Raw genomic sequence first — 20,715 nt, 5'->3', positions numbered from 1 at the left:
TCTGAAGGTCAACTCCTTCTAAAAACAAAGAAAAGGTGCCGCATGATCCCCAGAACCTTGTTCAGCTCCGAGCACGAGCTTTTCCGCGACAGCGTGCGAACGTTCCTCGAAAAAGAGGCGGTGCCATTCCATGGGCAATGGGAAAAACAAGGCTATATCGACCGACAGCTGTGGAACAAGGCAGGGGAGGCGGGGATGCTGTGCTCGCACCTGCCGGAAGAATACGGCGGTCTGGGGGCGGACTTTCTCTACAGTGCGGTGGTGATCGAAGAGGTGGGGCGACTTGGCCTGACCGGCATCGGTTTTTCCCTGCACTCGGACATCGTGGCGCCGTACATCCTGCATTACGGCAGTGAAGTGCTGAAGCAGAAGTACCTGCCGAAGCTGGTGTCCGGCGAGATGGTTAGCGCGATCGCCATGACCGAGCCGGGTGCCGGTTCCGATCTGCAGGGCGTGAAAACCACGGCCGTGCTCGATGGCGATGAGTACGTGATCAACGGCTCCAAGACCTTCATCACCAACGGTTACCTGGCCGATCTGGTGATCGTCGTCGCCAAGACCGATCCGAAGGCCGGTGCGAAGGGCACCAGTCTGTTTCTGGTAGAAGTCAACACACCGGGCTTCGACAAGGGCAAGCGCCTGGAAAAGGTCGGGATGAAAGCCCAGGACACCTCGGAACTGTTTTTCCAGGACGTGCGTGTGCCCAAGGAAAACCTGTTGGGCCAAGCCGGGATGGGCTTTGCCTACCTGATGCAGGAGTTGCCACAGGAGCGCCTCACCGTGGCCGTTGGCGGGCTGGCTTCAGCTGAAGCGGCGCTGCAATGGACGCTCGACTACACCCGCGAGCGCAAGGCGTTCGGCAAGTCGATTGCGGATTTCCAGAACACCCGGTTCAAACTGGCGGAGATGGCTACGGAAATCCAGATCGGTCGCGTTTTCGTCGACCGCTGCCTTGAGTTGCACCTGCAAGGCAAGCTCGACGTGCCGACGGCGGCGATGGCCAAGTACTGGGGCACCGACCTGCAATGCAAGGTGCTCGATGAGTGTGTGCAATTGCACGGTGGTTACGGGTTCATGTGGGAGTACCCGATCGCACGGGCATGGGCGGATGCGCGGGTACAGCGAATCTATGCCGGGACCAACGAAATCATGAAGGAGATCATTGCGCGGTCGCTTTGAATTGCGCTGACTACCAGTCCGTCATCGCGAGCAGGCTCGCTCCCACAGGTACAGCGTAATCCTTGTGGGGGGCGAGCCTGCTCGCGAATGGCACTATGAATCAATCAAGGTGCCGGATTCGGATGATCCTTGTGAATCGCCTCGATCCCTTCCAGCACTTCCTCCGACAGTTTCAGATCGAAACTGGCAATGTTGCTCTCCAGTTGTTCCATGGTCGTTGCGCCAATGATGTTGCTGGTCACGAACGGCTGCTGCGTCACGAACGCCAGGGCCATTTTCGCCGGGTCCAGACCGTGCTCGCGAGCCAGCGCCACGTAACGGCTGCAGGCTGCTTCCGACTGTGGGTTGAAATAGCGGCTGAAGCGGCTGTAGAGGCTAAGGCGACCTTTTGGCGGGCGGGCGCCACCTTCGTACTTGCCTGACAGGAAACCGAACGCCAGCGGCGAATAGGCGAGCAGGCCGCATTGCTCGCGGATGGCGATTTCCGCCAGGCCGACTTCAAAGCTGCGGTTGAGCAGGTTGTACGGGTTCTGGATCGACACGGCGCGTGGCCAGCCTCGGGCTTCGGCCAGGGCGAGAAAGCGCATGGTGCCCCATGGCGTCTCGTTGGACAGGCCGATGTGGCGGATCTTGCCGGCGCGGACCTGCTCGTCCAGCGCTTCGAGGGTGTCCTCCAGCGGGGTCAGGTTGGCTTCGATTTTGTGCTTGTAGCCGAGCTGGCCGAAGAAGTTGGTGCTGCGCTCCGGCCAGTGCAACTGGTACAGGTCGATGTAGTCGGTCTGCAGGCGCTTGAGACTGGCATCCAAGGCTTCGGTGATGTGCTGTCGATTGTGTCGAAGGTTTTTGTCTCGGATGTAGTCGATGGTGTTGCCGGGGCCGGCGATCTTGCTGGCCAGGATCCAGTCGGTGCGGTCGCCGCGGCTCTTGAAGTAATTGCCGATATAGCGTTCGGTGGTGGCGTAGGTTTCGGCCTTGGGTGGCACCGGGTACATCTCGGCGGTGTCGATGAAGTTGATCCCGGCAGCCTTGGCCCGCTCAATCTGGGCGAAGGCATCTGCCTCGCTGTTTTGCTCGCCCCAGGTCATGGTTCCGAGGCAGATGGCGCTCACGTTCAGGTTCGTTCGGCCTAGCTGGCGATAGTCCATCGTGTGCTCCTTGGGCAAAACAATCATAAAAGCAGGTTGAATTATTTTTCGCAATCTGCATAATTGCGCACCTCTTTCTGCAGTGGAAGTGATGCCCCGCCGCCGAAGAATCTTGCCGTTGAACGGACGCGCCGACCCGAGCCCCCGAAAGCGTCTGTATCCGGCTGCCTTTGACTTGTCAAAGTACGCACTATTCAGTAAGATCCGCCGTCTATTTTACAGGGCGGCCCCTGAGGCTATAAAGAATGAAAACTTTTACTGCTAAACCGGAAACAGTAAAGCGCGACTGGTTTGTCGTCGACGCTGCTGGTCAGACCCTGGGTCGTCTGGCCACCGAAATCGCGAGCCGTCTGCGTGGCAAGCACAAGCCTGAGTACACTCCTCACGTTGACACCGGCGACTACATCGTCGTAATCAACGCTGAGCAGATCCGTGTTACCGGTGCTAAAACCACTGACAAAATGTACTACTCCCACTCCGGTTTCCCGGGCGGCATCAAGTCGATCAACTTTGAAAAGCTGATCGCCAAGGCCCCTGAGCGCGTGATCGAGACCGCGGTCAAAGGCATGCTGCCTAAGAACCCGCTGGGTCGCGACATGTACCGTAAGCTGAAAGTCTATGCGGGCGCTGCACACCCTCATACTGCTCAGCAGCCCCAAGAACTGAAGATTTAACGGAATAGTTCATTATGTCGGCGACTCAAAATTACGGCACTGGCCGTCGCAAGACCGCAACCGCACGCGTTTTCCTGCGTCCGGGTACTGGTAACATCTCCATCAACAACCGTTCGCTGGATAATTTCTTCGGTCGCGAAACTGCCCGCATGGTAGTTCGTCAGCCGCTGGAATTGACTGAGACTGTCGAGAAGTTCGACATCTACGTCACCGTGATCGGCGGTGGTGTAAGTGGTCAGGCTGGCGCAATCCGCCACGGCATCACTCGCGCTCTGATGGACTACGACGAGACTCTGCGCAGCGCCCTGCGTAAAGCCGGCTTCGTAACCCGCGATGCTCGTGAAGTTGAACGTAAGAAAGTCGGTCTGCGTAAAGCGCGTAAGCGTCCGCAGTACTCGAAGCGTTAATTCGCTTTCACGTTCAAAAAAGAACGCCCAGTATCCTCACGGAGCTGGGCGTTTTTTTATGTCTGCGATTTATCAAAGAATTGCGCTGTGACAACTTGCCACATCCGTAGACGCCCTATACTACAAGGCTTGGGGGTGATGGGTTCCGGTAATTACCTTGTCAGAATTGGGGCTTTTCATTACCATTCGGCAAAATTTTTATAAGTACATAGATTTACTTAGTAGATGCCTGATTTAACAGGCTACAAAGCTGATGGGAGAGGACTGAATGAGCAATGACGGCGTGAATGCAGGCCGGCGTCGCTTCTTGGTGGCAGCCACATCCGTGGTGGGTGCTGCAGGAGCGGTGGGGGCTGCGGTCCCGTTCGTGGGGTCATGGTTTCCCAGTGCCAAGGCGAAAGCCGCAGGTGCACCGGTGAAAGTGAATGTCAGCAAAGTCGAACCAGGCCAGCAGATGATTGCTGAGTGGCGCGGTCAGCCGGTGTTCATCGTCCGCCGTACACCGGAAATCCTGGGGAATCTGAAGAAGATCGAGGGTCAGCTCGCTGATCCGACCTCCAAGAACTCGACACAACCGACTTACGTTGATCCGGAAATCCGTTCGATCAAGCCTGAGGTTCTGCTGCTGATTGGTATCTGCACGCACCTGGGTTGCTCGCCGACCTTCCGTCCTGAAGTGGCACCTGCGGATCTGGGTAAAGACTGGGTGGGCGGTTACTTCTGCCCTTGCCACGGTTCCCACTACGATCTGGCTGGCCGCGTCTACAAGTCGCAACCTGCGCCTTTGAACCTGCCAGTTCCCCCGCATTCCTATGAGACCGATGAGATCATTGTCATTGGCGTCGATACGGAGAAAGCGTGATGAGCAAGTTCATGGATTGGGTTGATGCACGCTTTCCCGCAACCAAGATGTGGGAAGACCATCTCAGCAAGTATTACGCTCCGAAGAACTTCAACTTCTTCTATTTCTTTGGCTCCCTGGCGCTGCTCGTGCTGGTCAACCAGATCGTTACCGGTGTCTGGCTGACCATGAGTTATACCCCGTCGGCGGAAGAGGCATTTGCCTCCGTCGAATACATCATGCGCGACGTCGAGTACGGCTCGATCCTGCGTCTGCTGCACTCCACCGGCGCTTCGGCGTTCTTCATCGTGGTCTATCTGCACATGTTCCGCGGCCTGCTCTACGGTTCGTACCAGAAACCGCGTGAACTGGTGTGGGTCTTCGGCATGCTGATCTATCTGGCTTTGATGGCCGAAGCCTTCATGGGTTACCTGCTGCCGTGGGGACAGATGTCCTACTGGGGGGCCCAGGTAATCATCTCGCTGTTCGGTGCGATTCCGGTCATCGGCAACGACCTGACCCAATGGATTCGTGGTGACTACCTGATTTCCGGCATTACCCTGAACCGCTTCTTCGCCTTGCACGTGGTTGCCCTGCCGATTGTTATCCTTGGTCTGGTTGTGTTGCACATCCTGGCGTTGCACGAAGTTGGTTCGAACAACCCGGACGGCGTGGACATCAAGAAGCACAAGGACGAAAACGGCATACCGCTGGACGGCATTGCCTTCCACCCGTACTACACCGTGAAAGATATCGTCGGCGTGGTGGTGTTCCTGTTCATCTTCTGCTCGATCGTGTTCTTCTTCCCGGAAATGGGCGGTTACTTCCTCGAAAAGCCGAACTTTGAAGTGGCGAACGCCTTCAAGACCCCAGAGCACATCGCTCCGGTCTGGTACTTCACCCCGTTCTACGCCATCTTGCGTGCGGTTCCGGACAAGCTCTTCGGTGTGATCGCCATGGGTGCGGCCATTGCCGTGCTGTTCGTCCTGCCATGGCTGGACCGTAGCCCGGTCAAGTCGATGCGCTACAAGGGCTGGCTGAGCAAGATCTGGCTCTGGGTGTTCTGCATCGCGTTCGTGATCCTGGGAGTGTTGGGCGTACTGGCCCCGACCCCTGAGCGTACGTTGCTGTCGCAGGTATGTACCTTCCTGTACTTCGCCTACTTCATTCTGATGCCGTTCTACACCAGGCTCGAGAAGACCAAACCGGTTCCGGAAAGGGTGACTGGCTGATGAAAAAACTATTTGCTGTATTGATGCTTGCCGCGCTGCCAGTGTTCGCTTTCGCAGCAGAACACGGTGGCCCCGAGCTGGAAAAAGTCGACATCGACGTTTCCGATAAAGCAGCCATGCAAGACGGTGCGCGTACGTTCGCCAACTACTGCATGGGTTGCCACAGTGCCAAGTTCCAGCGCTACGAGCGTGTTGCCGACGACCTGGGCATTCCCCATGAGCTGATGATGGAGAAGCTGGTGTTCACCGGCGCCAAGATCGGCGACCACATGAGCATCGGCATGCAGCCGGCGGACGCCAAGGCCTGGTTTGGTGCGGCGCCACCGGACCTGACCCTGGTTGCCCGTGTTCGCGGTACTGACTGGCTGTACGGTTACCTGAGGTCGTTCTATGAAGATCCGGCGCGCCCATGGGGTGTGAACAACAAGGTCTTCCCGAACGTGGGTATGCCTAACGTCCTGGCCGGCCTGCAAGGTCGCCAGGTGGTTGGCTGCAAACAGGTTCAGATCGTCGAAGATGGCAAGAAGCAATTTGATCCGTTGACCGGTACGCCTTTGACTCATGAAGCGTGCGACCAACTGACCATCGTGCCGAAAAGCGGTGCCCTGACTGCAGAGCAGTTCGATGAGAAGGTCAAGAATCTGGTAACCTTCCTGGCTTACTCGGCTAACCCGGTTAAGCTGCAACATCAGCGCATCGGTACATACGTATTGCTGTACCTGGCGTTCTTCTTCGTATTCGCTTACCTGCTCAAGCGCGAATACTGGAAAGACGTGCACTGATAAAGCTTCAAGCTATTGCTGTTAATCGCGCGCGCCCAAGGGCGCCTCTGAGGATGTAGCGAAACTGGTAATCCAGTCGTTACGGGAGGCGCCCTCTGGGCGCGCTCGTTTTTCCGCGTTCGATTATTTCTACAAGCGAGGAGGATCGCCATGGGCGTGACCAATCGGTTGGCCTGTTACTCCGACCCCGCCGACCACTATTCCCACCGAGTGCGCATCGTACTGGCAGAGAAAGGTGTCAGCGCCGAGATCATTTACGTGGAAGCTGGACGCCAGCCACCTAAACTGATTGAAGTGAACCCTTACGGCAGCTTGCCCACCCTGGTCGATCGCGACCTGGCGTTGTGGGAGTCGACTGTGGTGATGGAATATCTGGATGAGCGTTATCCGCACCCGCCGCTACTGCCGGTTTATCCCGTGGCGCGTGCCAACAGTCGCCTGCTGATGCACCGCATTCAGCGTGACTGGTGTGGTCTGGTGGATCTGATTCTGGATTCTCGGACCAAGGAGGCGGCCCGTGCCGTGGCCCGGAAAGAATTGCGCGAAAGCCTGACGGGGGTATCGCCGCTGTTTGCCGACAAACCGTTCTTCCTCAGTGAGGAACAAAGTCTGGTGGATTGCTGCCTACTGCCAATACTCTGGCGATTGCCGATTCTGGGTATAGAACTGCCGCGGCCGGCCAAGCCGCTGCTTGATTATATGGAGCGCCAGTTTGCGCGTGAGGCTTTCCAGGCGAGTCTGTCTGGTGTCGAACGCGACATGCGCTAAGGCTTAGGGAGCCGCTATGAACTCCAGTCGACCTTATCTGGTCCGCGCGCTCTATGAGTGGATTGTGGACAACGATTGCACCCCGCACATGCTGGTCAATTCCGAGTACCCGTCGGTACAGGTTCCCCAGGGGTTTGCCAGTGACGGGCAGATCGTCCTGAACGTATCGCCACAAGCCGTGCGTCACCTGCACATGGACAACGAGGCGGTCAGTTTCGAAGGGCGCTTTGGTGGCGTGCCGCACACCCTGTACGTGCCAATCGCTTCGATCCTGGGTATCTACGCCCGGGAGAATGGTCAGGGCATGGTGTTTGATCTGGAATCGCCGATGGGCGAGGACGAAGAGATCGAACCGGATGACGATCTTCCGCCACCGGACAGTGAGCCGCCGCGTCCAAGCGGTCGGCCCAGTCTGAAAGTGGTCAAGTAATAAAAAAGGCGATCCGCAAGGATCGCCTTTTTTATTACGTTGTAGGAGCGAGCCTGCTCGCGATGGGCGTGAGCGATGACGGTTGCTGTCTGAATAAACGCGGTGTCGCTGCGTTTATCGCAAGCTCGCTCCTGCAAGATGTACATCAGTCGATGTATTCAAACAGCTTCACAATCTTCTGCACACCGGAAACCCCTTGCACCAGGTTGGTCGCCTGCGCGGCTTCCTGCTTGGTCAGCAGGCCCAGCATGTAGACGATACCGTTTTCAGTAACGACCTTGATGCGCGAACCGGGGATGTTCGCATCGGCGAGCATCTGGGTCTTGATCTTGGTGGTCAGCCAGGTGTCGTTCTGGCGTGCCAGCAACGAGGAGGGTGGCAGGATTTGCAGTTCGTTGTGCACCTGTTTCACGCGCTGGACCGCGGCAGCGGCCTGTTCGGCCTTGGCCTTGAGGTCTGCGCGTGGCGTTTGCCCGGCAAGCAGCACGACACCGTTGAAGCTGGTGACGACGATGTGCGAATCCTTGTCCAGGGCCGGGTCGGCCTTGGCAACGTTCACGCCAACCTTGGTATCGATCAGGGAGTCGTCGATCTTGCTGCCCAGTGTGCGAGTGCCGCGGTCATCTTCAATCGGTGCTTCACGGCTGGCAGTCACGACCGAGGTGCAGCCACTGATGCCGAGGCACAGGGTCAAGGCCAGCAGGCCAAGGCGATTAGGGGTCATTCTTCACTCCCGAACAATTGGCTGTCGATCAAATCGCAAAGGCAATGGATCGCCAGCAGGTGGACTTCTTGAATACGAGCGGTGACGTTGGCCGGTACGCGAATCTCCACGTCCTCGGGCAACAGCAGCGACGCCATGCCGCCGCCATCACGACCCGTTAATGCTACGACAATCATTTCGCGATCATGTGCGGCCTGGATCGCTTGAATTATGTTGGCCGAGTTGCCGCTGGTGGAGATGGCTAGCAGCACATCGCCCGGTTGGCCGAGTGCGCGGATCTGCTTGGAGAAGATTTCGTTGTAGCTGTAGTCGTTGGCGATCGAGGTGATCGTCGAGCTGTCGGTCGTCAGGGCGATGGCCGGCAGGCTCGGGCGCTCGCGCTCAAAACGATTGAGCAGCTCGGACGAGAAGTGCTGGGCGTCGCCAGCAGAGCCGCCGTTGCCGCAGGAAAGCATTTTGCCCTCGTTGAGCAGGGCGTTGACCATGACCTGGCTGGCTTGTTCGATGTGCGGTGCAAGTACTTCCATCGCCTGTTGCTTGGTGTCGATACTGGCCTGAAAAAGCTGGCGAATTCGCGATTGCATGTCCATCTGTGTGACCTTAAGTAGCGCGGCTGTTCGGCACGTGAATGTGCAGCCCGCAAAGCAAAGAGCAAAAGTGTTGGGTGATAGTGTCCGGTTCGCAATGCTGGCGATCAGCCGTCGAAGGCATTCTGTAGCCAGTTCAACTGATCGAGGTTGCTGTCGATGGCAATCACGTCGAAGCGGCAAGGGGAATTGGCCCAGCGCGACTCGCACTGAAGAAAATACTGCGCGGCGAAAATCAGTTTTTGCCGTTTGCGCCCATCGATGCTATCGAGCGCGCCACCCCATTGAGTGTTTTTTCTGTAGCGGACTTCAACGAATACTACTGTATCGCCATCTAGCATGACCAGATCAAGCTCGCCGCGTTTACACAACCAGTTCTGCGCCAGCAGGCGCAGACCCTGTTGTTGAAGATGCTCGAGCGCATGGCGCTCGGCATCCTTACCGCTTTGCTGGCGTGACCTGTCAGGCATCAGCGAGTGGTGTCCGGCAGGCGCTGGACCTGGCCATTGGCGAACTGGGCCCATGGCAGCTGGCGTACGACACGCTGGCTCTGAGTCATGCCAAGGCTGCCCGATTCACCGTCGATCCGGCTGTCCGGCAGAGACTTGAGCTGACCCAGGCGTGGCGCCAGTCGATAGGCGTCCACGCCCATGGCATACAGGCGCCCCAGGCTGCCGGCGGCTTGTGGCCACTGAGCGGTGACCTGACGGCGCAGTGGGTCGTTGGCGTCCAGCAACCATGGCGTCTCGCAGAAGCGGATGCCATTCATGTCGTTGTACTGGTTGACGTCACCGCTGGCACTGAACACGTGGGAGGTGGCGTAGACCGGAACATCACCAGCGTACTGGAAGTTCAGGGTCGGTTTGATCTGTTGGGCCTGTTGCGGTGTCGCGGCCAGGAAGATGAACTCGATGTCCTGGCGGCGCGATGGCTGGGCGGCTACTTGCGAGCCAACAGTGCTTTGCAGGCTCTTGGCGCGACCTTCGCTCTGACGCAGCTGGAACATGTCGGCAATCTGTTGGGCCAACTGGACCGGTTGATCGACGCGTTCGGTGGCGACGATGGTGCCGCCATTGGCTTGCCAATCCTGGCTGAACGCCTTGAGCACGCGGTCGCCCCATTCGCCTTTCGGCACCATGATGGCTGCGCGATGCAGGCCATCGGCGCGAGCGCGGCGCGACACTTCACGGGCTTCGTCTTCAGCGGCAAGACCGAACTGGAACAGCTGCGCCGGGCCTTGATCGCCTTCGCTGTAGTTCAGCGCGAGCGTGGTGATCGGCAATTGCGGGCGAGTGCTCAGCTGTTTGACCAGCGGCTTCTCCAGCGGGCCGACGACCAGTTGCACGCCATCGGCCTGGGCCTTGCGATAGAACTCGTCCATGGAGGTCAGGTGCGAGCTGTCATAAAACTCGATGGCAGGTGGTTTCTGCCCGGCCTGTTGTGCCTGGTAGTGAGCGGCCATGAAGCCGTCGCGCAGTGCTTTGCCAACCGAGGCCAACTGGCCGTCCTGAGGCAGCAGCAGGGCGATCTTGTTCAGGGGCTGGCTGGCCAGCTCCTTGAGTTGGGTCAGTGGCTGTGGCAATTGAATGGCGGCCGGGTGTTTCGGATTCTTCACGCGCCAGTTGTCGATGGCGGCCTGTTGCTGCTCCAGGGTGCCGGCGGACTTCACGGCCAGCGCCAGGGCCATCCAGCCGCCGAGATCGTCGGTGGTGTTCGGCTGCAGCTGTTCGGTCGGCAGCGAAGCGATCAGGGTCCAGATGGCTTCGTGGTTTTTGCTTGCGGCTTCACCTTTCAGCATCGGGGCAATGAAAATGCGCTCGCGAGCAGCGGCGAGGGTCTGGCCATCGGCTTCAAGGGCGCGGGCGTGAACGGTGCCGGTGCGGACCTGTTGTTCTACCGGCAGTTCGCTCAAGCGCTGCAGGCTCGGATGGCCCAAGGCTGTAAGCGCTGCCTTGGGCTGATTGCGGGTCATGGCCAGTTCAGCCGCCAGGGTGCTGGCGAAAATCTGTTGGCCCGGCTTGAGCTGTTCGATTGGAACCTGTTGCAGGATTTGCGCGGACTGGCCGGCATTGCCCTGGTGATAGGCCAGGTCGGCAGCGCTCAAGCGCAGCAGGGCGGCATCTTCCGGTGATTTGCTTTGGGCGGCCTTCTCAAGCAGTTGCTCAATACTGGCGTCCGGTGTCCGTGGAAGTTCGCCAAGGCTGGAGGAGGGCGAGCTGGCGCAAGCCGCCAGCAAGGCAGCGAGGCAGAGGGCAGATAACAGCCGCAGGCAAGCGATCATGTAAGCGTTCCTGATACTCGATCAAATTAGCGTGGAATTGTACCCAAGCACTGGCCGGGGCGCGATGTTAGTGGCGTGAATCGATCAATTTAGCTGGTGTAAATGTTGCGCCAGTGCACAAACGGGCGGCGATACCTCGTTTGCTTGCGCGTATCGTGAGTCTCGCTACGCGCTACAATGGCGACTTTTACCGATCATGAGGTGTGCGCTTTGACTGCTCCAGGTGCTTTGAATTCCGCTGCTGGCTCGCTTTATGTGGTGGCGACGCCCATCGGCAACCTGGATGACATCAGTGCGCGGGCACTGAAGATTCTGCGTGAAGTGGCATTGATCGCTGCGGAAGACACCCGCCATTCCCAGCGCTTGATGCAACACTTCGGCATTTCGACGCCATTGGCAGCTTGCCATGAGCATAACGAGCGGGATGAAGGTAGTCGCTTTATCACTCGTCTGCTCGCGGGTGACAACGTGGCGTTGATCTCTGACGCCGGCACGCCGCTGATTTCCGATCCGGGTTATCACCTGGTGCGGCAGGCCCGGGCAGCGGGTGTCGATGTGGTTCCGGTTCCGGGTGCCTGTGCGTTGATTGCAGCATTGTCGGCGGCGGGGTTGCCTTCCGACCGGTTCATTTTCGAAGGTTTCCTGCCGGCCAAGGCTGTGGGGCGGCGAGCGCGTCTGGAGCAAGTAAAGGAAGAGCCTCGCACTTTGATCTTCTATGAGGCTCCGCATCGCATTCTGGAATGCCTGCAAGACATGGAGCTGGTGTTCGGCCCTGAGCGCCCGGCGCTACTTGCCCGTGAGTTGACCAAGACGTTTGAAACTCTCAAGGGGCTGCCGCTGGCTGAACTGCGCGAGTTCGTCGAGTCGGACAGCAATCAGCAGCGCGGCGAGTGCGTGGTGTTGGTGGCGGGCTGGTCTGCCCCCGAGGAAGAGGGGGCCGTCAGCAGCGAGGCGATGCGCATCCTCAACCTGTTGCTCGAAGAAATGCCGCTCAAGCGTGCGGCGGCTTTGGCGGCGCAAATCACCGGCGAGCGAAAGAATGTGCTGTATCAGATCGCCCTTGATCAACAGAAGGGCGAGTAAAACCCGACGCGCAGGCGTGCTCGACGGCGCTTGGCGCTTGTTCTTCGGGCGCTCTGCCGGTAACCTTCGCGGCGGAGAGTCGATCGGACAGTCGCTGCCCCCTATGAAAATTAGGGGGGGGAGGAAAGTCCGGGCTCCATAGGGCGAAGTGCCAGGTAATGCCTGGGAGGCGTGAGCCTACGGAAAGTGCCACAGAAAATAACCGCCTAAGCGCTTCGGCGCCGGTAAGGGTGAAAAGGTGCGGTAAGAGCGCACCGCACGTCTGGTAACAGTTCGTGGCTAGGTAAACCCCACTTGGAGCAAGACCAAATAGGGTCCCAAGGCGTGGCCCGCGCTGGGACCGGGTAGGTTGCTAAAGGTGTCCAGTGATGGCCATCGTAGACGAATGACTGTTCAAGACAGAACCCGGCTTACAGATCGACTCTCCACCTTTTTCTTCTCTGCTTGAATCGTTGGGCAGGGTGTTGGTGATAGCAATTTCCCTCCTTGCACAATCGTCGGGAGAAGCAGTTTTGTGATATCGATTAGCCTGCGCTTGTAGTGATCGGATAAACTCCACGCAGCACCGGTTTTCCTCCTTGCACAATCGTCAGGAGAAGCGATTTTGTGATGTCGATTAGCCCGCGCTTGTAGTGATCGCATAAACTCCACGCAGCACCGGTTTCCCTCGTTACACAATCGTCAGGAGAAGCGATTTTGTGATGTCGATTAGCCCGCGCTTGTAGTGATCGCATAAACTCCACGCAGCACCGGTTTCCCTCGTTACACAATCGTCAGGAGAAGCGATTTTGTGATGTCGATTAGCCCGCGCTTGTAGTGATCGCATAAACTCCACGCAGCACCGGTTTCCCTCGTTACACAATCGTCAGGAGAAGCGATTTTGTGATGTCGATTAGCCCGCGCTTGTAGTGATCGCATAAACTCCACGCAGCACCGGTTTCCCTCGTTACACAATCGTCAGCAGAACCACTTTTGTAATACCGAAAAAATCTTACTCTTAATAAATTACTTTAACTTTCGAATGCAGCCTCCTGTGCTGATTCAAGTTATCGGGCAGTTTCATGTGCCGGATTCTCGTTGCCCCTCCTTTAATGCTCCTAAATCTCAGTTCTGTAAGGGTTTTCCTTTGATCCGCGCCTTGACGGTGTGGTGGGCGCATTCCTATAGTGTGCGCAAGTGGCGGAAAGTGGCATGAAGTGGGTTTTTTGAACTCAAAACGCTAGAATTTGGAGAAACGCTGACGTGTTTCGCGGAGCCAACGCTATCAGTCTCGATGCAAAGGGCCGTCTCGCCATGCCGAGCCGGTACCGTGACGAGCTCGATTCGCGTAGTTCCGGTCAATTGATCGTAACAATTGATGCCGTTGATCCTTGTTTGTGTGTTTACCCCCTCGATGAGTGGGAAATTATTGAAACCAAACTGCGCGCACTGCCTTCGCTTCGCGAAGAGAACCGCCGCCTGCAACGTTTACTGATTGGTAATGCCGTCGACCTCGAGCTCGATGGCAGTGGTCGTTTCCTGGTTCCGCCGCGTCTTCGTGAATATGCCAAGTTGGATAAGCGCGCGATGTTGGTAGGCCAACTGAACAAGTTCCAATTGTGGGACGAGGATGCCTGGAACGCGGTTTCTGCCGCTGACCTGGCTGCTATTCAACAACCGGGCGCGATGCCTGATGAACTGCGTGATTTGATCCTGTGACTATTGATAGCGGCTTTAACCACATCACCGTACTGCTTGACGAAGCCGTCGAGGCTCTCGCCGTACGTCCTGATGGCTGCTATTTGGACGGCACGTTCGGGCGCGGCGGGCACAGCCGGTTGATCCTCAGCCAGCTCGGCCCCGATGGCCGGTTGCTGGGATTCGATAAAGATCCACAAGCGATTGCCACCGGGCAGACGCTAGCGGCCGAAGACGGCCGCTTTGTCGTTGTGCAGCGCAGCTTTGCCGAACTCGGATCCGAAGTCGCCGAACGCGGCCTGACCGGCAAGGTCAGCGGCGTTCTGCTGGATCTTGGCGTGTCTTCGCCACAGCTCGACGACCCTGAACGCGGTTTCAGTTTCCTCAACGACGGCCCGCTGGACATGCGCATGGATCCGTCCCGTGGCATCAGCGCTGCCGAGTTCGTCAACACCGCACCCGTGGAAGAAATCGCCCGTGTGTTCAAGGAATACGGCGAAGAGCGTTTCTCCGGTCGCATGGCCCGTGCCGTGGTCGAACGTCGCGACATCAAGCCATTCGAGCGCACCGGTGACCTGGCGGAAGTCCTGAAGGTCGCCAACCCAGCGTGGGAAAAGGGCAAGAACCCGGCGACCCGTGCTTTCCAGGGGTTGCGTATTCACGTTAACAACGAACTGGGTGATCTGGAGGCCGGCCTCGAAGCCGCGCTGGAATGCCTGGAAGTGGGCGGTCGCCTGGTGGTGATCAGCTTCCATTCGCTGGAAGACCGCATCGTCAAACTGTTCATGCGCAAGCTGGTGAAAGGTGAAGCCGACAACCTGCCGCGCAACCTGCCGGTTCGGCACGTCGCCTTCGAACCGAAAATCAAAGTCCATGGCAAAGCGCAGACGGCCTCCGACGCCGAACTCAAAGCCAACCCACGTTCCCGTAGCGCGGTCATGCGCGTGGCGGAGAAGCTGCGGTGAGCAAGCTTTTCGCCAAGCCATTGCCCGGCGGAAGCTTCTTCATGCTGCTGCTGTTTGTTGCCGTGCTCGTTTCGGCCATCGGCGTGTCTTATAGCGCCCACTGGAATCGCCAGTTGTTGAACACGCTGTACAACGAATTGAGCGTGCGCGACAAAGCGCAAGCCGAGTGGGGCCGGTTGATTCTGGAGCAGAGCACCTGGACCGCTCACAGTCGTATCGAAGTGCTGGCCACCGAACAATTGAAAATGCATATTCCCGGTGCCGCTGACGTGAAGATGGTGGCGCCATGATGAAACTCGAAGGTGCACTCTTTCCCTGGCGGTTCCGTGTGGTCCTGGGTTTGCTCGGCGTCATGGTGGCCGCGATTGCCTGGCGCATCATCGACCTGCAGGTCGTCGACCGTGACTTCCTGAAAGGTCAGGGTGATGCGCGCAGTGTCCGTCATATTCCGATTCCAGCTCACCGTGGTCTGATCACTGACCGTAACGGCGAGCCTTTGGCCGTCAGTACCCCGGTGACCACACTGTGGGCCAATGCCAAGGAAATGCAGCTGGAAAAAGACAAGTGGCCGGCACTGGCCGCAGCGCTGGGGCAAGATCCCAAGGCCCTGACCGAGCGTCTTGAAGCCCAGGCCAACAAAGAATTCATCTATCTGGTGCGCGGGCTGACGCCGGAGCAGGGGCAGGCGGTGCTTGACCTGAAGGTGCCTGGTGTCTATGGCATCGAAGAGTTCCGGCGCTTTTATCCTGCCGGCGAAGTCACCGCCCATATGGTCGGGTTTACCGATATCGACGATCACGGTCGTGAAGGTGTCGAACTGGCCTACGACGAATGGCTGGCTGGGGTCCCTGGCAAGCGCCAGGTGATCAAGGACCGGCGCGGCCGGCTGATCAAGGATGTCCAGGTCACCAAAAACGCCAAGGCCGGCAAGCCCTTGGCGTTGTCCATTGACCTGCGCCTGCAATACCTGGCCAACCGCGAATTGCGTAACGCGATCATCGAGAACGGCGCCAAGGCCGGCAGCCTGGTGATCATGGACGTGAAGACCGGTGAGATTCTCGCGATGGTCAACCAGCCGACCTACAACCCGAACAACCGTCGCAACCTGCAACCGGCGATGATGCGTAACCGCGCGATGATCGACGTGTTCGAACCCGGTTCGACCATGAAAGCGATCTCGATGAGCGCCGCGATCGAAACCGGCCGCTGGAAACCGAGTGACACTGTCGAGGTGTATCCGGGCTCGTTGCAGATCGGTAAGTACACCATCAAGGATGTATCCAAGACCGAAGGCCCGGTACTCGACCTGACCGGCATTCTGATCAACTCCAGTAACGTCGGTATGAGCAAGGTCGCGTTCGACATCGGCGGCGAAACGATTTTCCGCCTGGCGCAGAAGATCGGCCTCGGCCAGGACACCGGCCTGGGCTTCCCGGGCGAGCGCGTCGGCAACCTGCCGAACTACCGCGAATGGCGCAAGGCAGAAACCGCCACGCTGTCCTATGGCTACGGTATCTCCGTGACCGCGATCCAGTTGGTCCATGCCTTCTCTGCCCTGGCCAACAACGGTCGCCTTGCACCGCTGACCCTGATCAAGACCGACAAGCCGCCGCAAACCACCCAGGTGTTGCCGGAGGCCGTCGCGAAAACCATGCAAGGCATGCTGCAACAAGTGATTGAGGCCCCGCGCGGTGTGTTCCGTGCACAAGTGCCGGCGTATCACGTGGGCGGCAAGTCCGGTACTGCGCGTAAAACCTCGGTTGGCACCAAGGGTTACGCCGAGAACTCCTACCGTTCGCTGTTCGCCGGTTTCGGCCCGATGAGTGATCCGCGCTACGCCATCGTGGTCGTAATCGATGAGCCGACCAAGGCCGGTTACTTCGGTGGCCTGGTTTCCGCGCCGGTGTTCAGCCGCGTGATGTCGGGCACCCTGCGCCTGATGAACATTACGCCGGACAACCTGCCACCCACTCAACAAGCGAACGCTACACCGGTCGTTCCGCTGAAAGCCAATGGAGGGCGCGGCTGATGTCTCTGAGCCTGAACAAGATTTTCCCTCATGCCGGTCACGATCTGCTGATTCGCGAGCTCGCTCTGGACAGCCGCAATGTACGCGCGGGTGATCTGTTCCTCGCCGTGCCGGGCGGGAAGTTCGATGGGCGTGCGCACATTGCCGACGCCTTGCAACGCGGTGCTGCTGCAGTGGCCTATGAAGTCGAAGGCGCTACGGTCCTGCCGATCACTGAAGTTCCGCTGATTCCGGTCAAGGGGCTGGCGGCCCAGTTGTCGGATATCGCCGGGCGTTTTTATGGCGAGCCAAGCCATCACCTGAACCTGGTGGGCGTCACCGGCACCAACGGCAAGACCAGCGTGACTCAATTGGTCGCTCAGGCACTGGACCTGCTTGGCCAGCACTGCGGCCTGGTCGGCACACTTGGCTGCGGTTTCTATGGCGCGCTGGAAAGCGGCCTGCACACCACACCGAATCCGATTGCCATGCAAGCGACCCTGGCGGACCTGAAAAAGGCCGGGGCCAAAGCCGTGGCGATGGAAGTTTCTTCCCACGGGCTGGACCAGGGCCGTGTGACGGCATTGGCCTTCGACGTTGCGGTGATGACCAACCTGTCCCGCGATCATCTGGACTACCACGGCACCATGCAGGCTTACGGCGAAACGAAGGCCAGGCTGTTTGCGTGGAATGATTTGAAATGCCGCGTGGTCAACCTCGACGACGATTTTGGGCGGCAACTGGCGGCTGATGAGGGCGAGTCGCGGCTGATCACTTACAGCCTGGAAGACTCACGCGCTTACTTGTATTGCCGCGAAGCACAGTTCAATGACGAAGGTGTGCGTGCCACGCTGGTTACGCCGCAAGGCGAGCACCATTTGCGCAGCACCTTGCTCGGCCGTTTCAACCTGAGCAACGTGTTGGCTGCGGTCGGTGCCTTGCTCGGCCTGGATTATGCGCTGGACGAAATCCTCCAGGTGCTGCCGAAGCTTGAAGGCCCCGCCGGTCGCATGCAGCGTCTGGGTGGCGGCACTCAGCCGTTGGTGGTGGTCGATTACGCCCACACCCCGGATGCCCTGGAAAAAGTGCTGCTGGCTCTGCGTCCACACGCAAAGGGTCAGTTGCTGTGCCTGTTCGGCTGTGGCGGTGACCGTGATCGCGGCAAGCGTCCGCTGATGGCAGAGGTGGTCGAGCGTCTGGCCGATCGCGTGCTGGTCACCGATGACAATCCGCGTACGGAAGACCCTTCGGTGATTTTCGATGACATCCGCGCCGGTTTCGCGGCTGTGGATAAAGTGGAGTTCGTTGCCGGCCGTGGTCAGGCGATTGCCCGGTTGATCGCCAGTGCTTCGGTGGACGACGTGATTGTCCTGGCCGGCAAAGGTCACGAGGACTATCAGGAAATCAACGGCGAGCGTCATGCCTTTTCCGATCTGGTCGAGGCTGATCATGCCTTGACCGCATGGGAGGTGGCCCATGCTTGAGGCCTTGAAACTGAGCGAACTGACCGGTGTGCTGAATGCTCGCCTGGTGTCCACCGATGCCAGCTTCGACGGCGTCAGCATCGACAGTCGCGCGATCAAGCCGGGCCAACTGTTCATTGCTCTGGCCGGCCCGCGTTTTGACGGCCATGACTATCTGAATGAAGTTGCCGCCAAGGGCGCCGTGGCCGCGCTGGTCGAGCGTGAAGTCGCCGACAGCACGCTGCCGCAATTGCTGGTCAGCGACACTCGCCAGGCCCTCGGCCAGTTGGGTGCGCTGAATCGTGCGGCGTTCACCAAACCTGTCGCAGCCGTCACTGGTTCCAGCGGCAAGACCACGGTCAAGGAAATGCTCGCAAGCATCCTGCGTACTCGCGGTTCGGTACTGGCGACCCGTGGCAACCTGAACAACGACCTCGGCGTGCCGCTGACCCTGCTGGAACTCGCCCCGGAACACAACGCGGCGGTGATCGAGTTGGGCGCTTCGCGTCTGGGTGAAATCGCTTACACCGTGGGGCTGACCAAGCCACACGTGGCGATCCTCAACAACGCAGGAACCGCTCATGTAGGCGAGTTCGGCGGGCCGGAGAAAATCGTCGAGGCCAAGGGTGAAATCATCGAAGGGTTGGCGGCCGATGGCGTCGCCGTGCTCAACCTCGATGACAAGGCGTTTGGCATCTGGAAAGCCCGCGCAGGCGCCCGCAAGGTGCTGACGTTTGCCCTGAGCAACACTCAGGCGGATTTCCACGCCAGTGACCTGGCCACCGATGCCCGTGGTTGCCCGGCGTTCAACCTGCACAGCCCTGAAGGTGTAGAGCGTGTTCAACTGAACCTGCTCGGCACCCATAACGTCGCCAACGCCATGGCTGCCGCCGCTGCCGCCCACGCGCTGGGCGTATCGCTGTTCGGCATCGTCAGCGGGCTGGGTGCGGTGCAACCGGTCAAGGGACGCACCGTTGCGCAATTGGCCAGCAACGGCATGCGCGTGATCGATGACACTTACAACGCCAATCCCACCTCCATGTGCGCTGCCGTTGATATACTGGCTGGCTTTTCCGGTCGCACCGTTCTGGTGCTCGGAGATATCGGCGAGTTGGGCGATTGGGCGGAGCAGGGGCACCGCGACGTGGGCGCGTACGCCCGTGGCAAGGTTTCTGCGCTGTACGCCGTCGGGCCAATGATGGCTCATGCCGTGAACGCATTCGGCCCACAAGCTTTTCACTTCAGCACGCAGGCTGAACTGATCAAGGCCCTTGGCGCCGAGCAAGACACAAACACCACCATTTTGATCAAGGGGTCGCGCAGCGCTGCGATGGAAAACGTCGTCGCCGCCTTGTGCGGGTCCAGTCTGGAGAAACATTAATGCTGCTGCTGCTAGCGGAGTATCTGCAACAGTTCTACAAAGGCTTCGCGGTCTTCCAGTACCTGACCCTGCGCGGGATTCTCGGTGTACTGACCGCGCTGGTCTTGTCGCTGTGCTATGGCCCCTGGATGATCCGCACGTTGCAGAACCGTCAGATCGGTCAATCCGTTCGCAATGACGGCCCGCAGTCGCACCTGTCCAAGTCGGGCACTCCGACCATGGGCGGCGCGCTGATCCTGTCCTCCATTGGCGTCAGCACCTTGCTCTGGGCTGACCTGACCAACCGCTACGTCTGGGTCGTACTGCTGGTGACCTTGCTGTTCGGCGCCATCGGCTGGGTCGACGACTACCGCAAGGTCATCGAGAAAAACTCCCGCGGCCTGCCAAGCCGCTGGAAGTATTTCTGGCAGTCGGTATTTGGCTTGGGCGCGGCAATCTTTCTGTATGTGACTGCCGGCACTCCGGTGGAAACCACGCTCATCCTGCCGATGCTCAAGGACTACAGCATTCCGCTGGGCGCAGGCTTCATCGTCCTGACCTATTTCGTGATTGTCGGTTCGAGCAATGCGGTCAACCTGACCGACGGCCTCGATGGCCTGGCGATCATGCCGACGGTGATGGTGGGCGGCGGCCTGGGCATTTTCTGCTACCTGTCGGGTAACGTGAAATTCGCAGAATACCTGCTGATTCCTTATGTCCCGGGCGCGGGCGAACTGATCGTGTTCTGTGGTGCACTGATCGGTGCAGGCCTGGGCTTCCTGTGGTTCAACACCTATCCGGCACAAGTCTTCATGGGTGACGTCGGCGCGCTGGCGCTGGGCGCGGCCCTGGGCACCATCGCGGTGATCGTCCGTCAGGAAATCGTCCTGTTCATCATGGGGGGCGTGTTCGTGATGGAAACCCTGTCAGTGGTCATTCAGGTCGCCTCTTTCAAACTGACCGGTCGCCGCGTATTTCGCATGGCGCCCATCCACCACCACTTTGAACTCAAGGGCTGGCCCGAGCCGCGTGTGATCGTCCGTTTCTGGATCATCACAGTGATTCTCGTGCTGATCGGCCTTGCCACCCTGAAGCTGAGGTAGAAATTC

At 58.9% G+C, this 20,715-nt stretch carries 21 protein-coding genes and 1 other RNA gene; 17 read left to right on the top strand and 5 right to left on the bottom strand.

Annotated elements, in window-relative coordinates; all coding sequences use genetic code 11:
* The first annotated feature begins 42 nt into the window (after window positions 1-42).
* Window positions 43-1,179, top strand: coding sequence for an acyl-CoA dehydrogenase family protein (locus CAF65_RS08760; protein WP_085715928.1), 1,137 nt, complete (start codon window positions 43-45; stop codon window positions 1,177-1,179).
* 104 nt (window positions 1,180-1,283) lie between these two features.
* Here CAF65_RS08760 and CAF65_RS08755 read toward each other — a convergent pair whose 3' ends face one another.
* Window positions 1,284-2,324, bottom strand: coding sequence for an NADP(H)-dependent aldo-keto reductase (locus tag CAF65_RS08755; RefSeq protein ID WP_085715927.1), 1,041 nt, complete (start codon window positions 2,322-2,324; stop codon window positions 1,284-1,286).
* A 245-nt stretch (window positions 2,325-2,569) separates the two neighbouring features.
* Here CAF65_RS08755 and rplM point away from each other — a divergent pair, with 245 nt between their 5' ends.
* The 7 genes from rplM (at window position 2,570) to CAF65_RS08720 (ending at window position 7,458) form a co-directional block, all read left to right on the top strand.
* A complete protein-coding gene (rplM, locus tag CAF65_RS08750; RefSeq protein WP_003228062.1) occupies window positions 2,570-2,998 on the top strand; it encodes a 50S ribosomal protein L13 in 429 nt (142 codons plus the stop codon).
* A 14-nt stretch (window positions 2,999-3,012) separates the two neighbouring features.
* On the top strand, window positions 3,013-3,405 hold the full coding sequence (gene rpsI / locus CAF65_RS08745; protein ID WP_003228056.1) for a 30S ribosomal protein S9: 393 nt from the start codon (window positions 3,013-3,015) through the stop codon (window positions 3,403-3,405).
* A 268-nt stretch (window positions 3,406-3,673) separates the two neighbouring features.
* Window positions 3,674-4,267: a ubiquinol-cytochrome c reductase iron-sulfur subunit gene (gene petA, locus CAF65_RS08740; RefSeq protein WP_085715926.1), complete on the top strand. Its 594-nt coding sequence runs from the start codon at window positions 3,674-3,676 to the stop codon at window positions 4,265-4,267.
* Complete coding sequence (locus tag CAF65_RS08735) at window positions 4,267-5,478, top strand: cytochrome bc complex cytochrome b subunit (protein WP_085715925.1); 1,212 nt, start codon at window positions 4,267-4,269, stop codon at window positions 5,476-5,478. Before petA ends, CAF65_RS08735 begins: the two co-directional genes overlap by 1 nt.
* On the top strand, window positions 5,478-6,260 hold the full coding sequence (locus CAF65_RS08730; RefSeq protein ID WP_085715924.1) for a cytochrome c1: 783 nt from the start codon (window positions 5,478-5,480) through the stop codon (window positions 6,258-6,260). Before CAF65_RS08735 ends, CAF65_RS08730 begins: the two co-directional genes overlap by 1 nt.
* Window positions 6,261-6,410: 150 nt before the next feature.
* The gene (locus tag CAF65_RS08725; RefSeq protein WP_007989864.1) at window positions 6,411-7,028 is read left to right on the top strand and encodes a glutathione S-transferase N-terminal domain-containing protein; all 618 of its coding nucleotides are present in this window, start codon (window positions 6,411-6,413) and stop codon (window positions 7,026-7,028) included.
* A gap of 16 nt (window positions 7,029-7,044) precedes the next feature.
* On the top strand, window positions 7,045-7,458 hold the full coding sequence (locus tag CAF65_RS08720) for a ClpXP protease specificity-enhancing factor (RefSeq protein WP_085715923.1): 414 nt from the start codon (window positions 7,045-7,047) through the stop codon (window positions 7,456-7,458).
* A gap of 145 nt (window positions 7,459-7,603) precedes the next feature.
* On the opposite strand, the gene CAF65_RS08715 is transcribed toward CAF65_RS08720, so the two are convergent.
* From CAF65_RS08715 to CAF65_RS08700, 4 genes are all read right to left on the bottom strand, one after another.
* Window positions 7,604-8,182 (bottom strand): BON domain-containing protein, encoded by a 579-nt coding sequence (locus CAF65_RS08715; protein WP_007989868.1) that lies wholly within the window; start codon window positions 8,180-8,182, stop codon window positions 7,604-7,606.
* Entirely contained in the window at window positions 8,179-8,772 is a 594-nt protein-coding gene (locus CAF65_RS08710; protein WP_007972584.1) for a phosphoheptose isomerase, read from the bottom strand. The genes CAF65_RS08715 and CAF65_RS08710 overlap by 4 nt, the downstream gene beginning before the upstream one ends.
* A gap of 104 nt (window positions 8,773-8,876) precedes the next feature.
* On the bottom strand, window positions 8,877-9,239 hold the full coding sequence (locus CAF65_RS08705; protein ID WP_008016690.1) for a YraN family protein: 363 nt from the start codon (window positions 9,237-9,239) through the stop codon (window positions 8,877-8,879).
* Window positions 9,239-11,050, bottom strand: coding sequence for a penicillin-binding protein activator (locus CAF65_RS08700; RefSeq protein ID WP_085715922.1), 1,812 nt, complete (start codon window positions 11,048-11,050; stop codon window positions 9,239-9,241). Before CAF65_RS08700 ends, CAF65_RS08705 begins: the two co-directional genes overlap by 1 nt.
* A 177-nt stretch (window positions 11,051-11,227) precedes the next feature.
* Between CAF65_RS08700 and rsmI the strand changes: the two genes are divergently transcribed.
* The 9 genes from rsmI to mraY all read left to right on the top strand — a co-directional run bounded on the left by rsmI (window position 11,228) and on the right by mraY (window position 20,709).
* Window positions 11,228-12,133 carry a 16S rRNA (cytidine(1402)-2'-O)-methyltransferase gene (rsmI, locus tag CAF65_RS08695; RefSeq protein WP_178076665.1) on the top strand — a complete coding sequence of 302 codons (906 nt, stop codon included), beginning with the start codon at window positions 11,228-11,230 and terminating at the stop codon, window positions 12,131-12,133.
* Window positions 12,134-12,208: 75 nt separating this feature from the next.
* Window positions 12,209-12,562, top strand: an RNA gene (gene rnpB, locus CAF65_RS08690) — RNase P RNA component class A.
* An 813-nt stretch (window positions 12,563-13,375) separates the two neighbouring features.
* Entirely contained in the window at window positions 13,376-13,831 is a 456-nt protein-coding gene (mraZ, locus tag CAF65_RS08685; protein WP_007917012.1) for a division/cell wall cluster transcriptional repressor MraZ, read from the top strand.
* Complete coding sequence (rsmH, locus tag CAF65_RS08680) at window positions 13,828-14,775, top strand: 16S rRNA (cytosine(1402)-N(4))-methyltransferase RsmH (protein WP_085715920.1); 948 nt, start codon at window positions 13,828-13,830, stop codon at window positions 14,773-14,775. Before mraZ ends, rsmH begins: the two co-directional genes overlap by 4 nt.
* Window positions 14,772-15,065, top strand: a complete 294-nt coding sequence (gene ftsL, locus CAF65_RS08675; RefSeq protein ID WP_008016694.1) for a cell division protein FtsL — start codon at window positions 14,772-14,774, stop codon at window positions 15,063-15,065. Before rsmH ends, ftsL begins: the two co-directional genes overlap by 4 nt.
* Window positions 15,065-16,804, top strand: coding sequence for a penicillin-binding protein 2 (locus CAF65_RS08670; protein WP_178076677.1), 1,740 nt, complete (start codon window positions 15,065-15,067; stop codon window positions 16,802-16,804). Before ftsL ends, CAF65_RS08670 begins: the two co-directional genes overlap by 1 nt.
* Window positions 16,804-18,267 carry a UDP-N-acetylmuramoyl-L-alanyl-D-glutamate--2,6-diaminopimelate ligase gene (locus CAF65_RS08665; RefSeq protein WP_085715918.1) on the top strand — a complete coding sequence of 488 codons (1,464 nt, stop codon included), beginning with the start codon at window positions 16,804-16,806 and terminating at the stop codon, window positions 18,265-18,267. Before CAF65_RS08670 ends, CAF65_RS08665 begins: the two co-directional genes overlap by 1 nt.
* Window positions 18,260-19,627: a UDP-N-acetylmuramoyl-tripeptide--D-alanyl-D-alanine ligase gene (gene murF / locus CAF65_RS08660; RefSeq protein WP_085715917.1), complete on the top strand. Its 1,368-nt coding sequence runs from the start codon at window positions 18,260-18,262 to the stop codon at window positions 19,625-19,627. The genes CAF65_RS08665 and murF overlap by 8 nt, the downstream gene beginning before the upstream one ends.
* Window positions 19,627-20,709 (top strand): phospho-N-acetylmuramoyl-pentapeptide-transferase, encoded by a 1,083-nt coding sequence (mraY, locus tag CAF65_RS08655; RefSeq protein ID WP_085715916.1) that lies wholly within the window; start codon window positions 19,627-19,629, stop codon window positions 20,707-20,709. The genes murF and mraY overlap by 1 nt, the downstream gene beginning before the upstream one ends.
* The last annotated feature ends 6 nt before the right edge of the window (window positions 20,710-20,715 follow it).

This window comes from Pseudomonas sp. B28(2017), from assembly GCF_002113025.1.
Classification (GTDB): Bacteria; Pseudomonadota; Gammaproteobacteria; order Pseudomonadales; family Pseudomonadaceae; genus Aquipseudomonas.
Note: the sequence above shows the minus strand (reverse complement) of the source record. Positions and strands in the feature narration are given on the sequence as shown.

Excerpts from the sequence above, each read along its gene's own strand:
- CAF65_RS08760 (WP_085715928.1), top strand. The coding sequence starts at position 43 with ATGATCCCCAGAACCTTGTTCAGCTCCGAGCACGAGCTTTTCCGCGAC.
- CAF65_RS08755 (WP_085715927.1), bottom strand. The coding sequence starts at position 2,324 with ATGGACTATCGCCAGCTAGGCCGAACGAACCTGAACGTGAGCGCCATC.
- rplM (WP_003228062.1), top strand. The coding sequence starts at position 2,570 with ATGAAAACTTTTACTGCTAAACCGGAAACAGTAAAGCGCGACTGGTTT.
- rpsI (WP_003228056.1), top strand. The coding sequence starts at position 3,013 with ATGTCGGCGACTCAAAATTACGGCACTGGCCGTCGCAAGACCGCAACC.
- petA (WP_085715926.1), top strand. The coding sequence starts at position 3,674 with ATGAGCAATGACGGCGTGAATGCAGGCCGGCGTCGCTTCTTGGTGGCA.
- CAF65_RS08735 (WP_085715925.1), top strand. The coding sequence starts at position 4,267 with ATGAGCAAGTTCATGGATTGGGTTGATGCACGCTTTCCCGCAACCAAG.
- CAF65_RS08730 (WP_085715924.1), top strand. The coding sequence starts at position 5,478 with ATGAAAAAACTATTTGCTGTATTGATGCTTGCCGCGCTGCCAGTGTTC.
- CAF65_RS08725 (WP_007989864.1), top strand. The coding sequence starts at position 6,411 with ATGGGCGTGACCAATCGGTTGGCCTGTTACTCCGACCCCGCCGACCAC.
- CAF65_RS08720 (WP_085715923.1), top strand. The coding sequence starts at position 7,045 with ATGAACTCCAGTCGACCTTATCTGGTCCGCGCGCTCTATGAGTGGATT.
- CAF65_RS08715 (WP_007989868.1), bottom strand. The coding sequence starts at position 8,182 with ATGACCCCTAATCGCCTTGGCCTGCTGGCCTTGACCCTGTGCCTCGGC.
- CAF65_RS08710 (WP_007972584.1), bottom strand. The coding sequence starts at position 8,772 with ATGGACATGCAATCGCGAATTCGCCAGCTTTTTCAGGCCAGTATCGAC.
- CAF65_RS08705 (WP_008016690.1), bottom strand. The coding sequence starts at position 9,239 with ATGCCTGACAGGTCACGCCAGCAAAGCGGTAAGGATGCCGAGCGCCAT.
- CAF65_RS08700 (WP_085715922.1), bottom strand. The coding sequence starts at position 11,050 with ATGATCGCTTGCCTGCGGCTGTTATCTGCCCTCTGCCTCGCTGCCTTG.
- rsmI (WP_178076665.1), top strand. The coding sequence starts at position 11,228 with ATGGCGACTTTTACCGATCATGAGGTGTGCGCTTTGACTGCTCCAGGT.
- CAF65_RS08670 (WP_178076677.1), top strand. The coding sequence starts at position 15,065 with ATGAAACTCGAAGGTGCACTCTTTCCCTGGCGGTTCCGTGTGGTCCTG.
- CAF65_RS08665 (WP_085715918.1), top strand. The coding sequence starts at position 16,804 with ATGTCTCTGAGCCTGAACAAGATTTTCCCTCATGCCGGTCACGATCTG.
- murF (WP_085715917.1), top strand. The coding sequence starts at position 18,260 with ATGCTTGAGGCCTTGAAACTGAGCGAACTGACCGGTGTGCTGAATGCT.
- mraY (WP_085715916.1), top strand. The coding sequence starts at position 19,627 with ATGCTGCTGCTGCTAGCGGAGTATCTGCAACAGTTCTACAAAGGCTTC.